Origin of the sequence: uncultured Victivallis sp., from assembly GCA_944389935.1 — a bacterium.
Taxonomy (GTDB): domain Bacteria; phylum Verrucomicrobiota; class Lentisphaeria; order Victivallales; family Victivallaceae; genus Victivallis.
This window is the reverse complement of sequence record CALXOE010000027.1, coordinates 31,001-45,173: the sequence shown is the minus strand read 5'-3', so window position 1 is coordinate 45,173 and position 14,173 is coordinate 31,001. Positions and strand designations below refer to the sequence as shown.

The window sequence follows — 14,173 nt, the reverse complement described above, 5'->3', positions numbered from 1 at the left end:
TTTGAGTCCTACTTTCCGCTGCGGCGGCCGCTGCAGTCGGTGAGCGTGGTGCGGATTTTCAAGCAGCGCGAGCAGTCTCTGGAGTACGTCGGGGGAGAGCTGGAGTGGTCGGGGGGGCTCTGGTCGCCGGCGCGGCGCGAGCTGGTGATTTCGCCGCTCGACCGGCGGGTCCGGGATTCGATGCAGAAGATGATCATGCGGCAGGTGGCGTTTCACGAGGGGTTTCACCAGTATTTGTTTTTCGCGACCGGCGAGGCGCAGGCGGACATGTGGTACAACGAGGGGACCGCGCAGTATTTCGAGGGGATTGAATTCCGCACCGGGAAAGGAGTTGTGCTGCTGCCGCAGGAGAGCGGGCGGGCGCTGACGGCGCTGTTCGAGCACGACCGGGTGCTCGACGTCGGCGCTCTGGTGAAGATGGACCGCCGGGCGTTTTACGGGGAGAACCGCAACGAGAACTATCTGCTGGCGCAGGCGCTGGTCTACTATCTCTGGAAAGGGGCTCCGGTCGCGGACTGTCCGCAGTACGCGCAGATTCCGCGGCGTTATTACGAGAAGCTCGTCGAGACGCGCGATCCGGCGGCGGCGAACGCGGCGGCGTGGGAGGGGGTTGACATGGCGCAGTTCGCGAAAGATCTGAGTCGTTTCTGGAACGACTCGAATCTGGTCCGGGAGTCGATCCGTTACCAGCCGCCGGACCGGCAGGAGCCGGAGGAGCGGGGCGGAACGCGGTAGCGCCGCGCGGACACCAGTGGAGGAGGAGCAGGGGAGGGGAGGCGGAGGGTGCGTATTATCGACTCTTTTTTTGTTTTTCCGGCTTGTTATTTTCGGGAACTGGGGTTATATTACCACGACCGATTCCGGGAAGAAAGGAGATTCATGGCGTTCAAGCTGAGACGGAAACTGATTCACTTTTACGTGAAAATCGTTCGCGCGGAGGGGACACCCACCTACATTGCGCGCGGGTGGGCGCTCGGCATGTTCATCGGCTGCGTGATTCCGATGTCCGCTCAGCTGCTCATTTCGATTCCGCTCTCGTTTGTGCTGCGCTGCTCGAAGATCGGGGCGACGCTCGGGACGTTCATCACGAATCCGGTGACGGTTCTCTTCATCTATCCGGCGCAGTGCTGGGTCGGCAACAAGATCATCGGCGGGAGTTTGTCCTGGGAGGCGACGCAGCAGGCGGCGCGGGATCTGGTCAAGCTCGATGTGAGTGGATTTCTGCATCTCGGCGGGGATTTGATCGCGTCGTTTTTCGTCGGGGGTTTTCTGCTGGCGGCGGTCTGTACGCCGCTGACCTATTTCGGGGTCTACCATCTGGTGCTGCGCTATCGGCGGATCAAGGCGGCGCTCAAGGCGAAGCGGCGCGAAAAGCACGCCGCCGCCGCAGCAGCAGCGAAAAAGGAGTGAACGGGGACTCTCCTCCCGGGGGGCGGCGGACTCCCGTCGCATCCGGTTCCGGCCCGATTCCGCCTGTTATGTTTGTTCAGATGCTTTCAACTATTCTCCTGGAACGAGTTGAGGTGTGACGATGACGGCGACGTGGTCGGCGCGCGGCTCTTCGCCGGAAATGCGGCGCATGAGTTCCCGGAGCGCGAGTTCGGCGAGCATGCGCGGCCCGAGGTCGATCGAGGCGGGGCGGGGGAAGAGTCCCGCGAAATATTCGGGCGTATGATTGCACGAGATGAGGCGCGGCCTCCGGGGCGGAGGATCTTTCGCAAAGACGCGGCAGAGCAGGGCGGTCATGCGCTCCTCGGGGGAGAAGATGCCGTCGAACGCCCCCTGTTTCAGGGCGGGCATGGCGCGCGCGAGAACGAGTTCGAGTTCCGGGTCGGAGAGGGATTCAAATCCGTTTTCCCCCTGGGGGAGAACGAGTTCGATGGTGGTGCACGGGGCTGCCTCCGCGAAGAGCTCGAAGCGGAATCCGGAGATTCTGCCCGCGAATCCGGGGTTGTCGCTCGGGGCGGAGAGCACGGCGCAGCGACGGCAGCGGTTTTCGAGCAAATAACGGGCGGCGATGCGTCCGGCGAACTCATTTCCCATGAGGGTGGTGCGGTCGGAGTCGCCGCAGCGGTGGCTGTTGAGCCAGATGTGGGGCAGTCGCGTCAGGACGGCGGCCAGTTCGGGGGAGTCGGCGGCGTGGCCGAAGAGGAGGATTCCGGCAAGTTCGCCCCGCAGCCGTCGCGACTCGAGTTCCGCCGGGAGCGTATCCGGCGGCAGGAGGAGCAGATTCCAGCGGTGCGGCATCCGGGCGGCGAGGACGCTGAGTTTCTGGAGGACGGTGCGGGGGTCGCAGCCGGGATCTTTCGGCAGGATCACGCCGATGCTGCTGACGCGGCTTCCGGAACGGGGGGCGGGGCGGCTGCCTGTGAGCCGTTCGATCACGGCCAGGACCTGTTCACGTTTCTCCGCGGTGACGTTCCCGCTGCCGTTCATCACGCGGGAAACCGTTGCGGGAGAGACGCCTGCGACTCTCCCGATCTCTTTGACCGTATATGGCATAAGCACCTCATTGACCGGGTTGTTGCTGCTTATAGTATAGAAACGTTTCAGAAATATTTCAAATTCGTTTCCGGAAATTTCCTGAAAAAAGATTGCTCCGGGGCGTTTTCCGCGGTATACTCTAAAGCAGGGACCGAAACCGGAATGCAACAGGAGGGAACGATGATAAACGGAAAGATTCACGGCATTGTGGTGCCGCTGGTGACGCCGCTGTCCACGCCGGACCGGATCGACGAACCGGGTGCGGAACGGCTGATCGAACATGTGATTTCGGGCGGGGTGCATGCGATATTCCTGCTCGGCTCGACGGGGGAGGGGCCGGCGCTGCTGCCGGAGGAGCAGCGCCGTTTTCTGCATGTCTGCGTGCGTGCGGCAGCGGGGCGGGTGCCGGTGCTGGCGGGGATTTCGGGTGCGTCGGGAGCGTCGGCGGTGGAGCTCGGGAAGTTTGCGGCGCGGGCGGGGGTCGATGCGGTGGTGGCGGCGGTGCCCTGTTTTCTGCCGCCGGAGGGGGAGGAGATCGTCCGCTATTACCGGCGACTGGCGCGGGAGATTGCGCTGCCGCTGCTGGTCTACAACATGCCGTCGCTGACGAAAGTGTCGCTGAAACTCGAGACGCTCCGGCGTCTGGCGGAGATTCCCGGGGTGGTGGGATACAAGGACAGTTCCGGGGATCTCGCGGCGTTCCGGGAGGCGGTGAATCTCTTCGGGTCGCGTCCGGATTTCTCGCTGCTCGTCGGGCCGGAGGATCTGACGGCGCGGGCGGTGGCGCTGGGCGGGGACGGCGGCGTGAACGGCGGGGCGAATCTCTTCCCGGAACGTTACGTCGCGCTCTACGAGGCCGCGAAATCGGGGCAGATGGATCGAGTGGAACTTCTTCAGAAAGAGGTGCTTGATGTGGTTGGAACCTACGGATCACCCGCGACAGCGGCGAGTGTGATCCGCCGGTTGAAATATGAGCTTTCCCGTCGGGGGCTGATTCGGAACATCCTTGCGTTTCCGCTGCTGCCGATGGGGGATGAGGCCGGAATGCAAAATACGAGGAGTTTATGAAACGGATTGCCGATGAGAGGATTTTGTTCGAGTCACCGTATCCGGAGGCTGTGTTCTGCTACACGCCGTCGCTCTGCCGCGGATTCGACGGGCGGCTGCTGGCGGGGTTCGATCTGGGGGGACCCGGGACGGTGCGTCTGGAGGGGCCGCGCTCGGATTCGGGGGATTGCGCGAGCGGCAATCAGTTCCGGGTGCTGCTTTCGGACGACGACGGCGCCGGCTGGCGCGAGAGCCGCACCCGGCTGCCGATGCTGCACGCGATGATGTTCCGGGCGGGGGGTGCGCTCTACGCGCTCGGCCAGAGCGGGCGGCTGGTGATCAGCCGCAGCGTGGACAACGGGGAGAGCTGGTCGGAGGTTTCGGTGCTCGAGCGCGACCACATGTGGCATCAGAGCGCCTGCCGGGTCGACTTCCGTCACGGGAACGTCTATGTGGTTTACGAGCAGCGGATTCCGGGAGCTCCGTGGCCGGGCGTCTCGCCGGTGCTGATGGCGGCGGGGGAGGAGGCGGATCTGTGCGATCCGGCGAGCTGGCGTTTTTCGGAGCCGTTCCGGGCGGAGGCGCTGTTTGCGGAGCTCGGGATCACGCATTTCGGCGGGGGGAGTGTCGGGGTGCTTGAGACGAATGTGATCCGCATTTACGACCGGGAGCATCTCTACTACGATCCGGAAGACCGGACGCTGCTGCTGCTCATGCGGGCGGAGACGGGGCTCGGGAACGTCGGCGCGGTTCTGCGCGGGATCGAGTCGCCGGACGGGGCGTTGCGGATCGAGCCGCTCCGGAGCGTGTCGGGCGGGAAGTTCTTTCTGCTGCCGTTCCCGGGGGGGCAGATGAAGTTCCACATCGACTACGACGCGGAGTCGGGGCTCTACTGGATGGTGGCCAGTCCGAAGTCGGATGGGTTCCGGACGCCGGGAGTGCCGTGGTACGAGGCGTGCGGCGAGCGGCGGCGGCTCGAGCTGTTCTATTCGCGCAACGGGTTGGAATTCCGCAGTGCGGGGGTGGTGGCCGAGGGGCTCGGGAAGCTCGATTCGCGCCATTACGCGAGTCTGCTTTTCGACGGGAGTGATCTTCTGGTGTTCGCGCGCTCGGGGGATTCCCGGGCGAAGACTCTGCACGACGGCAATCTGCTCACGCTGCACCGGGTGAAGAACTTCCGTGATCTGGTATGATCTTCAGCGGGAATGCGTTGCGTGTTTTCTGCGGAAGAACTCCATTTCGGCGTTGAATCGGTCGAACGGTTTGCGCAGCAGTTCCGCAACGGCGACGCCGGGGTTGCGCCGCATGGACCGGATCTGATGGATGAGGCAGAGCCGGTCGCACTCGGCGGCGCTCATCGGCGCGCCGGAGAGGAAGCGGGCCGCGGCGTTGCGCACGAGCTCGAACGGGACGCGGGCGGCGGGGAGGTCGTAGAGCCGGACGAGGTTGCAGTCGATGCCGTGTCCGTAGCGACCCGAGTAGGTGACGTACTCCGGATGGCGGCGCAGCTTCCCGGTGATGATGATGCCGAAGACGCCGACGGCGTTGGCGATGTGTCCGAATCCGCTCTCGACGCCGATGAAGCAGGCGGCGTCGGCGATGATGCGGGCGGCGGTCTGCAGCTGGATCTGTCCGGTCAGGTTGACGAAGCGCGGGGAGTCGATGTCGAGGACGGGTTTCATGCCGATTTCGACGACGTTCCGCCCGGAGTCGAGGAGGAATTCGGCGAGACGCCGCCATTTTCCGGCGGGCCACTGGCGGTTTTTCCCGCGCGAGGCGCAGTGGAGGACGACGTAATCGTCCGGGAGCGGCGGCGGGGCGGCTTCGGGGTCGAAATAGAACCGGGGTGTTTCGTCGGGCACTTCGAGTCCCGCGGCTTCGGAGAATTGGCGCAGGAGGCTCGGAAACGTGCGCACCTGTCGTGGTTTCGGGGTGCCTGGGGTGTGGAAATTGAATTCCCACGAGAGGGTGCCGGGCGGGAGTTCGGCCTTGCGTTTCCGGTACTCGTCGGCGTCGGAGATCGTGACGATCTCGTCGACGAAGGGTGCGAACCGGAGGAGTTCGGCATACTGGGGCCGGGTGTACCAGCGGAACCTGCGGTCGGGGTGGCGTTCGTGCAGAAACCGGTAAGCCGGTTCCATCGCGACGATATCGCCGAGCCGTCCGAGCTGGCAGACGGTCAGAAGCGGCGCGTCTGTCGTGACGGGTTTCGCATGTTGCATAGCTGTTCTCCGGGTGGGGGAGTGAATAATCGTTTCCGGCCTGATACGGCGACACCGTCTTAATTTAGCACATGGTTTCCGGAAAGTCAAGCTGCGGCCGTTCCGCCGGCTGCCGGGGGGAGGTGAGGTGAGGGGGTGGCGGCGGGGATGGAGAGGAATCATTTTCACTTTTTTTTCCGATCTGGACTGGAAAAAGCGGGAGACGCCGGTTATCTTATGGAGCAGTGGTCGTGCCCGGATGGCGGAATGGCAGACGCAGCAGACTTAAAATCTGCAGCCGAAAGGTGTACGGGTTCGAGTCCCGTTCCGGGTACCAGTTGAAAATCAATGAGTTGCGACGAATCGCCGCGACTCTTCCGCAATCCGGGAATAGAGCGACGCCCGCACGGTCGGCGCCGCCGGTTTCAAGGTATCGTCAAAAATCGCCGCATTGCCGCCCACGGCGCGACTTTCGACTCCGGTGCGCCGTGATTCGCGTTTTCGATCTTCCGCGATCTGCGGGGCGTTTCCGGCGAATTCTGTCACCGTGCGCGGGGGCGGGCCCGACCTTGCAACCGTCCGGCTCGCGGTCTCCACGGGGAAAGAATCCGTTCCGCCTCCGGTTGACTTCGCGTCGCGGAGAGAAGAGTCGAATCGCCCCGGAAGTTTTATATACCCCCTTAAGGGGGTATAAAACCAGGGGCGATTGATTCTCTCTCTTCGCTCCCTCCCGGAGCGCCCCCGTCAATCACTCCGGACTCGGGGGCGATGGAAGAAACGCCGTCTGCACCGGCGGGGAAGCCGGTTTTTCGATCATCTTCCTGATTCCGGGAGTCGTCTTTTCCTCCCGGGCGGGCTGCCGCTCGATGAGGTAGCCGTTTTCGATGCAGACGGCCAGAAGCGTTTCGATCCGCTCCTTGCTGGAGGTGATTCCCCGGGCTGCGATGGCGCGGCGGAAAGCTGCCGCGGTCATGCTTTCGCCGGGTCTGAGAATCTCTGCGGCGCGGGCGGCGTCCTCCAGCAGACGGCGGCGTTTGTCATTCTCTCTCTGCGCCGTCCGCGCTGCCGGGGTGACCGCTGCCGGCGGGGCGACCGGTTCCGGCGGAGCGTCGAGCTCTTCCCAGTAGATGGCGCGGTCGCTCCAGCGGAGATATTTCGCCTCTCTTTCCCAGCCCAGCCGACGCCCTCGCTTGGGCGCGGACAATTTGTAGAAGAAGTTGCCGCTCCGGTCCTTGAAGCGTTCCAGAACGAGCGCATACCGGGCCCAGTTGATGATCTCGGCGCTCCCGTGATAGTTGTATGCCTGATTGAAGTTTTCATTCAGCAGCGCCCCTTTGCCCGATTTCGCCATGTGATGGACGAAGAGGGCGGCGGCATTCTGCCGTTTCAGGAGCGGGTTGATCTGGTGTCGGAGAAATCGGCTGACTTTTTCCTGATTGGAGAGGTCGCACCCGGCAAATGCAAACAGCGGGTCGCAGATGACAAGGTCGATTCCCGGTTCCAGAACCTGTTCCAGCATGCGGACAAAATGGTCACCGGCGTGCGTCGAGTCGCTGATGATCCTCACGGCTTCCCTGGCGGCATCGATCTGCGGAACGGCCAGCGACTCGATGCTGACGGCGCCCCAGCAGACGCCGGCGAGCTCCTCCTGCAAGTCTCTCTCGTCGTTTTCGGCCTGAATGAGCAGTATTTTCAGGGGGCGCGTCGGATGGAGGCCGAAGCACGGCAACCCGGCGCCCCAGTGCAGACACAACTGCATGACGAGGGAACTTTTCCCGCATCCGGTTTCCGCGGCCAATACGCCCGCGCCCCCCCTGCAGATGAAGCGGTTTCGGATCAGTTCATTCGGGTCGTCCGGCCCCTCCGCGATGATTTTTTCCTGAAGTTCCCGGAGGGTGACGGCTTGCGCAAATGTTTCTGCGGGGATCAGCTGATGTTCCTCGCCGGCGATCCACTCTTTCAGGGCCGCGCGCCCGTTCTGCCGCAGGAGGGCGTTGACATCATGAATTCCCGGAGTCATTGCGGCGATTCTGCACTTCTTCCCGGCAGCAGTCAATTTCTCTTTGAGCGCGTTGGACGATTTCATCCCGTGCTCATCCGAATCGGCAACCGCGATGAAGCCCGGTGCCTGCGAGGCGGCGGCCAGCTCGATCAATCTGCCGGGCTCGTTCAAGCCGGTACAGGCCGCGCCGCCCGCGTCGAGGATGGAAAGCGCGTCGATCTGCCCCTCGCACACGAAAACGGGGCGGGAATTCTGCTGCAGCGCCGCCGCGTTGAAAACCGGTTTTTTCCCTCTGGGATTATCGTACTTGGCGCCGTGGCCGTCGGTTTCCCGGTCGATGAAGCGCCGGACACAATACTCCTCTCCGGGATAGGGGATGATCGCGGCGCGGTCCGCGGGGTCGAATCCGAGGTGAAACGCGGTGACAATTTCCGGAGACAGGCCCCGGTGTTCGCAAAAATATGCAAAGGCTTCCGCCTGATTCTGTTCCGTATCGTTGACGTAGCGGCGGATCGCCTCCGGGTCTCCATGTTTTGCCTGACTCCAACTCGCGCCCCCGGCTGGAGTCGGCGAGGGCGAGGGCGCGGGAGTCGGGGAGGGCGAGGGGCGGAAATCGCCGGCGGGAAGCGGTTCCGCCGGAGGGAAATACCTGCCGCTGCGGATCGCCAGTTTCCGGAGCAGTCCGGCCGCGCCGTCGGGGTTTCCGGAGAGGGCGAGACTGTTCCATGCCGTGCGGCAGTCCGCGGCGTTGTACTTCAGCGGAGCGGTGGCGCTCCACTGGTCGAACGTCTCAAAAGCTCCTCCGGCCGATTTGAATGCTCCGCCGATGTTGATCCATTCGGAGCGGTCGCAATCGGCAGACAACGCGAAAAGACACTGCGTGACTACGGCTGGATCGTGCATCATGCTCTGGCCTCCGCAGTTACGGAATTGAGCCGTTTCCGGCCGCCGGCGGGTTTGATTGCTGGTGTGATCTGCATGTGAAAAGCTCCTTGTGTTGCGCATCGGGGATGGATTCCGCGACAACAAAAGGAGAAAATGTCAACTTTCCAACTGAAATCGGGGGGGGACAATCCGGGGCGGACTCCACCACCACCACCTCCTCCACCACCACCTCCTCCTCCCGGTCCTCAGACTGCGCCGCGGATTTTCCGGATTCGGCGCAACGTCTGCCAGAGGAGTTGACGCCCGGCGACGCATCCGCCGCCGGACGCGGCGATTGTTCCCGGCGGCCAGAGCGACCACTTGACCGTGCGCCAGTAGTTGCCGTGCGCGGTTGCGTTGCGGACGATGACCGGGGTTGATTCGCGCTTTCCGAAATCCGCGCTGCGGTCCGGGACCAGGAGGAACTCGACCTCCGCGGGGCGCGGATAGCGGATCAGCCGCCGGAGACGGCGCAGGGCGCGTCCCGATTCGGCCAGAACCGCTTCGGTGTCGAGCGGGTGCGGGACGCCCGGTATTCCGGTGTGCAAGACCCGGATATTTTCGGCTCTCCCGCCATCGGAGAGGGGGAGTTGAGCAGGAAAAGTGGTGGATCCGGCCGGATTTGAACCGACGACCAAGAGATTATGAGTCACCTGCTTATATGCTCAAAATCGGAAATAATCGCGAAAATGTTGTAAAAATGTGTAAGTTTTTGTTTGACAAGTTGCTTTTTGGCTGGTATCTTAGCACCGTGTAACAGTACCGGGAGCTAAGGGGGCCGGAATGAGCATTTTTAAACGCAAGACAACACGGGGCGAAACCGACGAATACCATTACAACTTTATGCAGGGCGGCAAGCGCTATTACGGCGTATGCGAGGGATGCACCACCGAACGGGCGGCGCTGGCCTTTGAAAAGAATATCCGCGACACCGCGAAGAATGCCAGCCAGCAGAAGAGTGTCAAAGCGTTGCTCGATAACTTCCGGGAAGAGCTGACCGGCGGCGATGCAATTTCACTGGCCGGGGCCTTTGATCGATACATGGCAAAGCCGAAGAAGCGGAGACCGGGCGAACACCAGCAGCAGAGAAACCGGACGTACTGGGGCGATTTCGTCGCCTTTATGGCTTCCCGTTATCCCGAAGCCGTAAACCTTGCCGACGTCACCGACCGCCATGCCGAAGAGTACATAACCATGCTGCGGGATTCCGGCGCTTTCGTGAAAGAGGTTACATTCACCCGGCAGAGCCGCCGCCGTATCGTCGAGGCCACCTATACGCACCAGTGCGATAAACTATCCCCCCGCACGATCAACGCCCGGCATAAGGCAATCAAGGCCGTTTTCGCGTGGCTGAAAGATGATGCCGGATTGGCCCGGAATCCGTTCGACATTCCGACGCTCGATAATGACACCGTAAGCCGCGACGCTTTCACCAATGCGGAACTTGTGCGGATCGGCGACGCGATGACCATGCCATACACGCAGCCGATTTTCACCATCGGGCTATGTACCGGGCTGACACTGGGGGATATTTGTCTGCTCCGCTGGAATGAGATTGACGGCGAATGGATCAGCAATAAGCGGCGCCGGAAAACCGGGGTAATGCTGGATATTCCCATCATGCCGCCGCTTGCCGCATTCCTTGAACAGCAGCGCCCTGTAACCGGGGGCGGGGAGTTTGTCGCCCCGGAGCTTGCCGCCATGTACCAGACCAACCCGACCGGGGTAATGATGCGGGTAAAGTCGTTCCTTGAGGGGTTGGGAATCCAGACTACTTCACGGATCGAGGGGCGCAGCCGGGCGGTTTCGACCAAAGCGGCGCACGCCATGCGGCACACGTTCGCATATCTGGCGGGGGTGTACAGCGTGCCGCAGCCGATTGTCCAAAGCGTCTTGGGCCACATGTCACCGGAGATGACGGCGCTTTACCAGAAGCACGCCAGCCGCGAAGCAAAGGTAAAGTTCATGCAGCAGATGCCGAACGTCTTGGGCGCTCCCGCCGCCCCGTTGAAACAGCTTCCGGCGGCAGGGGCGGCAATGGAACCGGAACGGGCCGAACTCCACCGCCTTGCCGACGCCTTGCCGATTGAATCAATACGGAATGTTTTAGAATATGCACAAAGGAGGTGTTGAAATGTTTGGTCTGAATAGAAAGAAATTAACCAAAAAAGAAGCATTGGGATATATTAAGGATGAGGTAGAAAGGTATAGTTTCCGGTTTCGACTATATTGTAAAGATGCCTATGGTACGGGACGAAAGATTCCGCGAATTGAAAAAGTTTTTTTTCTGCGTGCCAAAAGAGAAATATTAAACCTGATAGATTCCCCATTATCAAATGTCGATGAAGAATACTGGTTGCGGCTTGTTAATGCTTTTGGGTTTCTTCGTGCTTCTTTTGAACGGATAACGATTTTGGCAAGTTCACGTGATGTGGTAAGGTTGCCTTTATGCCCTGAACAGTTGGCAGAATTGGACTACTTTAGAGAAAAAGCAAATAAATTTTCCGGCCGGAAGCCGGACGCTTTCCGGCAGAACGTACGAGATTTTGCACTTAAACTGAAACAAGAATTATTGCAGAGGGGGAAGAGCAACAGAGAGGCAAACGCTATTATAATTGATCAGCTGGAGCGTCACCCGATTTATGGCGAGTATGTGAAAGAATTGGGGAAAGAAGCCTTGCGGAAATTGCTTCAAATGCCAAAAACGGCCAAAGAGAGAAACGGGAAATAACGTTTTTTCCCGTTATCGGGAAATATCGTTTTGTATCGTTTCTGTTGAAAATAAAGCATTTGCAAATATTGCTTCTTTCCCGAAATGTGGTATAATTGTCCTTGTAACAAGGCGCACATACAAGCGCAATCAAAACAAGGAGGATTATATCATGACACAAACAACCGCAGTACCGCAACACATCATTACGGCGGCCGACGCATTGCTCGGCCCGTTCGGCGTGAACATCCGCCAACTGCTGGCCGCCCCGGCCAGTGAGCCGCAGCAACTCACTAAGAAGTATCTGACCGTAGCCGAGGCGGAGAAGTATTACAGCGTCGGCCGCTGGATGATCTGGCGGGCCGCGCGCGCCGGGAAACTCCACACCGTCAAGCCCAACGGAAACGGCCGCCAAGGCCGCGTATTGATCGACAAGGCCAGCCTTGACGCATGGCTCGAAAGCAAGCAGCCGGAGGCGTAAGGATGCGCACGAATGAACGATATAGACCGCGCCGGAAAGCCCGTCGGCGTCCACCGTGTCAAACCGGCGGGATTTGCCAACCTTGCACCGATTGCCCCCGTGGGTGTCGCCCCGTTGTAACAATTCAGTACGTTTTCCGGACGATGTTTCCGAAATAGAGGGGGGCGATATTATGGCTGCTGCAAATTCAGTTATTTTGTATCTCGACACCGCCCCGGCGATTATGGCGCTTGAGCCTGCCGACGCGGGAGCGCTGTTTGTCGCTATTCTTCAACATGCCGGGGGAAATTGTGTCGAAATATCAACGTTGCCGGGCGTTATTCGCCCGCTTTTTATGATGTTTTCCGCACAGATTGACCGCGATAAAGCCAAATATGCCGAGGTGTGCAAAGAGCGGGCAGAATCGGGCAGAAAGGGCGGGTTGAAGAAGTCGGCAAACGCTGGCAAAAGCAAGCAAATGCTAGCAAATGCTAGCAAACCTAGCAAAAGCAAGCAAATGCTAGCAAATGCTGGCAAATCTAGCAAAAGCTGGCAAACCTTAGCAAATCTAGCTGATAGTGATAGTGATAGTGATAGTGATATTAATAAAGAAATCTCTCTTACGAGAGACAAAGAAACGCTTGACGCTTTTTCTTTGAGTGCCGAAGATTCGGCACCACTCACACAATCAGCATTGAATCCCAAAGCTACCAGTTTCAAGCATTGGACGAAAGAGCAGTTAAAGAACGCCGTCGCGGAATGCGTCGCCGCACATCCGGAGTTTTCCGAGTTCGCTGCCGATTTTGTCGATTACTGGTATGAACCGACCGCCAGCGGAAAGCCGCGTTTATGGCGTGAAAAAGCTTGGGATACAACGCTCCGCCTCCGCACATGGGAGAAAAAAGAGCTGGGGCACAACGTGGCCGCGCGGCCGGTTTCCGGGTATTCCGTACACCCGGAGGCCGGTACACGGGAATGGGAAGAACTCCACCGCCGCGAAATGGAGGCGTTTTGATGAGCCCCCAAATTCCGCATTACGCTGAAACAGAGCGGCAGGCCTTGGCCGCGATAATCCGCAACGGGGCGTTGTTTGACGTGGCGACCGGGGCGGGTATTACTGGAAATTCATTCTATTCCCCTGACAACCAGCGTATCTTTGTGGCAATGGAGGCGCTGGCGCGGCAGGGAATCCCGATTGACTTGCCGACACTGGGTGAGAAACTCCCAGATTTAATCGTAGAGCTGGGGGAACTGGAATGCGGGGCGATTGCCACCGACGTTAATTTTCCGGCGTGGCTGGCGCGGCTGCGGAGTTGCGAGGCCGCCCGGTTGATCCGGCTGGAGGCGTTGGGGGTTGTGGATGATTTATCCACCATCGATCCGGACACCGGGAAAGCCATTGCCCGACTGGTTGCGACGGAGGAAAAAGCCCGGAATTTGATCGACGGCCACCGGGTGCCGACCTTGAATGAGACGGCGGCCGCATTGCTCGAACGCATGGTAAACGCCCCGCCGCCCGTAATCCCGTTTTTCCCGAACGGAACGCAGGGAGCGCGCGTGTTACAGCTGCACCCGTCCGAGATGATCGTAATCGGGGCACGTACCGGACTGGGGAAAACCGCCTTTGCATGCGGGGCCGTCCTGGAACAGCTCCGGGCGGGGCTGGTGGTGGTGTACTTCTGCACGGAATCAAGCAGCGTTGATATTCTTGCACGGATCGCGGCGCAATATTCCGGGGTGTGCCATTTCGAGGCGCAGAAGCGGCAGCGGAATCCCGAAAAAGTCGCCAGATTCGGCAGGGCGGCCGAAAAAATCGCAGAAAAGTTTAATCGGCAACTGTATATTCATGGCTGCGAAAACGGCCCGATTACTCCCGATACAATCCGGGGGCGCTGCCGGGAAATCCTGCTGACCTCCGGGCGGGTTGATTTGGTGTATGTGGATTTTCTGCAAGGCGTGAAAGCTCCGGCATTCATGGAACGCCGTACCGCGCTGGAACAGACAAACTACAACGTGCAGCAGATTCACGACCTGTTAAGCGAAATGCGGGCGGCCGGGGTGGTGCTTGCGCAGTTTAACCGCTCTTCCCAGAGCGACCGGGGCGGGGGGATGCCTGACCTTACATGGCTGAAAGATTCCTCCCTGATTGAGCAACTGGCGCACACGGTGGCTTTCCTGTACCGGAAAGATGACAATTCCCCGACAAGATTTTACTCCCGGAAAACCCGCAATCAAGCCCCGTTTTCATCGGGGATTGATTTGGCGTGGAACGGCACCGGATACACCAGCGCCCCGCTTTACGATTCAACCGACATACCGGCAGCGACCGCCGGTGAATGAATGAG

At 60.4% G+C, this 14,173-nt stretch carries 14 protein-coding genes and 1 tRNA gene; 10 read left to right on the top strand and 5 right to left on the bottom strand.

The window, feature by feature from the left end; genetic code table 11:
- Together Q0J85_RS09435 and Q0J85_RS09430 are read left to right on the top strand one after the other, a co-directional pair.
- A partial coding sequence (locus tag Q0J85_RS09435) for a DUF1570 domain-containing protein (RefSeq protein ID WP_294480768.1) occupies nucleotides 1-735 on the top strand: 735 nt, incomplete at its 5' end.
- A 144-nt stretch (nucleotides 736-879) separates the two neighbouring features.
- Nucleotides 880-1,410 (top strand): DUF2062 domain-containing protein, encoded by a 531-nt coding sequence (locus Q0J85_RS09430; protein WP_294480766.1) that lies wholly within the window; start codon nucleotides 880-882, stop codon nucleotides 1,408-1,410.
- Between the two features lie 90 nt (nucleotides 1,411-1,500).
- On the opposite strand, the gene Q0J85_RS09425 is transcribed toward Q0J85_RS09430, so the two are convergent.
- Nucleotides 1,501-2,502, bottom strand: a complete 1,002-nt coding sequence (locus Q0J85_RS09425) for a LacI family DNA-binding transcriptional regulator (protein WP_294480763.1) — start codon at nucleotides 2,500-2,502, stop codon at nucleotides 1,501-1,503.
- A gap of 162 nt (nucleotides 2,503-2,664) precedes the next feature.
- On the opposite strand from Q0J85_RS09425, the gene Q0J85_RS09420 reads away from it, so the two are divergent.
- Together Q0J85_RS09420 and Q0J85_RS09415 are read left to right on the top strand one after the other, a co-directional pair.
- Nucleotides 2,665-3,552: a dihydrodipicolinate synthase family protein gene (locus tag Q0J85_RS09420; protein ID WP_294480761.1), complete on the top strand. Its 888-nt coding sequence runs from the start codon at nucleotides 2,665-2,667 to the stop codon at nucleotides 3,550-3,552.
- Nucleotides 3,549-4,724: a sialidase family protein gene (locus tag Q0J85_RS09415; RefSeq protein WP_294480758.1), complete on the top strand. Its 1,176-nt coding sequence runs from the start codon at nucleotides 3,549-3,551 to the stop codon at nucleotides 4,722-4,724. The genes Q0J85_RS09420 and Q0J85_RS09415 overlap by 4 nt, the downstream gene beginning before the upstream one ends.
- A 3-nt stretch (nucleotides 4,725-4,727) precedes the next feature.
- On the opposite strand, the gene Q0J85_RS09410 is transcribed toward Q0J85_RS09415, so the two are convergent.
- Nucleotides 4,728-5,753 carry a glycosyltransferase family 9 protein gene (locus tag Q0J85_RS09410; protein WP_294480756.1) on the bottom strand — a complete coding sequence of 342 codons (1,026 nt, stop codon included), beginning with the start codon at nucleotides 5,751-5,753 and terminating at the stop codon, nucleotides 4,728-4,730.
- Nucleotides 5,754-5,985: 232 nt separating this feature from the next.
- On the opposite strand from Q0J85_RS09410, the gene Q0J85_RS09405 reads away from it, so the two are divergent.
- A tRNA-Leu gene (locus Q0J85_RS09405) sits at nucleotides 5,986-6,069 on the top strand.
- Between the two features lie 8 nt (nucleotides 6,070-6,077).
- Here the strand turns inward: Q0J85_RS09405 and Q0J85_RS09400 are convergent.
- The 3 genes from Q0J85_RS09400 to Q0J85_RS09390 all read right to left on the bottom strand — a co-directional run bounded on the left by Q0J85_RS09400 (nucleotide 6,078) and on the right by Q0J85_RS09390 (nucleotide 9,206).
- Nucleotides 6,078-6,329: a hypothetical protein gene (locus tag Q0J85_RS09400; RefSeq protein ID WP_294480752.1), complete on the bottom strand. Its 252-nt coding sequence runs from the start codon at nucleotides 6,327-6,329 to the stop codon at nucleotides 6,078-6,080.
- Nucleotides 6,330-6,480: 151 nt separating this feature from the next.
- Nucleotides 6,481-8,640, bottom strand: a complete 2,160-nt coding sequence (locus tag Q0J85_RS09395) for an AAA family ATPase (protein ID WP_294480749.1) — start codon at nucleotides 8,638-8,640, stop codon at nucleotides 6,481-6,483.
- Between the two features lie 224 nt (nucleotides 8,641-8,864).
- Nucleotides 8,865-9,206 carry a hypothetical protein gene (locus tag Q0J85_RS09390; protein ID WP_294480748.1) on the bottom strand — a complete coding sequence of 114 codons (342 nt, stop codon included), beginning with the start codon at nucleotides 9,204-9,206 and terminating at the stop codon, nucleotides 8,865-8,867.
- Between the two features lie 235 nt (nucleotides 9,207-9,441).
- Here Q0J85_RS09390 and Q0J85_RS09385 point away from each other — a divergent pair, with 235 nt between their 5' ends.
- From Q0J85_RS09385 to Q0J85_RS09365, 5 genes are all read left to right on the top strand, one after another.
- Nucleotides 9,442-10,791, top strand: coding sequence for a tyrosine-type recombinase/integrase (locus Q0J85_RS09385; RefSeq protein ID WP_294480746.1), 1,350 nt, complete (start codon nucleotides 9,442-9,444; stop codon nucleotides 10,789-10,791).
- A gap of 1 nt (nucleotide 10,792) precedes the next feature.
- The gene (locus tag Q0J85_RS09380) at nucleotides 10,793-11,389 is read left to right on the top strand and encodes a hypothetical protein (RefSeq protein ID WP_294480745.1); all 597 of its coding nucleotides are present in this window, start codon (nucleotides 10,793-10,795) and stop codon (nucleotides 11,387-11,389) included.
- Nucleotides 11,390-11,540: 151 nt separating this feature from the next.
- The gene (locus Q0J85_RS09375; protein WP_294480743.1) at nucleotides 11,541-11,849 is read left to right on the top strand and encodes a helix-turn-helix domain-containing protein; all 309 of its coding nucleotides are present in this window, start codon (nucleotides 11,541-11,543) and stop codon (nucleotides 11,847-11,849) included.
- A gap of 172 nt (nucleotides 11,850-12,021) precedes the next feature.
- A complete protein-coding gene (locus Q0J85_RS09370) occupies nucleotides 12,022-12,843 on the top strand; it encodes a DUF6291 domain-containing protein (protein WP_294480740.1) in 822 nt (273 codons plus the stop codon).
- Nucleotides 12,843-14,168 (top strand): DnaB-like helicase C-terminal domain-containing protein, encoded by a 1,326-nt coding sequence (locus Q0J85_RS09365; protein ID WP_294480737.1) that lies wholly within the window; start codon nucleotides 12,843-12,845, stop codon nucleotides 14,166-14,168. The genes Q0J85_RS09370 and Q0J85_RS09365 overlap by 1 nt, the downstream gene beginning before the upstream one ends.
- The last annotated feature ends 5 nt before the right edge of the window (nucleotides 14,169-14,173 follow it).

What these genes read in the sequence shown, in the direction of transcription:
- Q0J85_RS09370 (WP_294480740.1), top strand. Translation starts at nt 12,022, where the DNA reads ATGGCTGCTGCAAATTCAGTTATTTTGTATCTCGACACCGCCCCGGCG.
- Q0J85_RS09365 (WP_294480737.1), top strand. Translation starts at nt 12,843, where the DNA reads ATGAGCCCCCAAATTCCGCATTACGCTGAAACAGAGCGGCAGGCCTTG.
- Q0J85_RS09425 (WP_294480763.1), bottom strand. Translation starts at nt 2,502, where the DNA reads ATGCCATATACGGTCAAAGAGATCGGGAGAGTCGCAGGCGTCTCTCCC.
- Q0J85_RS09415 (WP_294480758.1), top strand. Translation starts at nt 3,549, where the DNA reads ATGAAACGGATTGCCGATGAGAGGATTTTGTTCGAGTCACCGTATCCG.
- Q0J85_RS09410 (WP_294480756.1), bottom strand. Translation starts at nt 5,753, where the DNA reads ATGCAACATGCGAAACCCGTCACGACAGACGCGCCGCTTCTGACCGTC.
- Q0J85_RS09430 (WP_294480766.1), top strand. Translation starts at nt 880, where the DNA reads ATGGCGTTCAAGCTGAGACGGAAACTGATTCACTTTTACGTGAAAATC.
- Q0J85_RS09385 (WP_294480746.1), top strand. Translation starts at nt 9,442, where the DNA reads ATGAGCATTTTTAAACGCAAGACAACACGGGGCGAAACCGACGAATAC.
- Q0J85_RS09395 (WP_294480749.1), bottom strand. Translation starts at nt 8,640, where the DNA reads ATGATGCACGATCCAGCCGTAGTCACGCAGTGTCTTTTCGCGTTGTCT.
- Q0J85_RS09375 (WP_294480743.1), top strand. Translation starts at nt 11,541, where the DNA reads ATGACACAAACAACCGCAGTACCGCAACACATCATTACGGCGGCCGAC.
- Q0J85_RS09380 (WP_294480745.1), top strand. Translation starts at nt 10,793, where the DNA reads ATGTTTGGTCTGAATAGAAAGAAATTAACCAAAAAAGAAGCATTGGGA.
- Q0J85_RS09420 (WP_294480761.1), top strand. Translation starts at nt 2,665, where the DNA reads ATGATAAACGGAAAGATTCACGGCATTGTGGTGCCGCTGGTGACGCCG.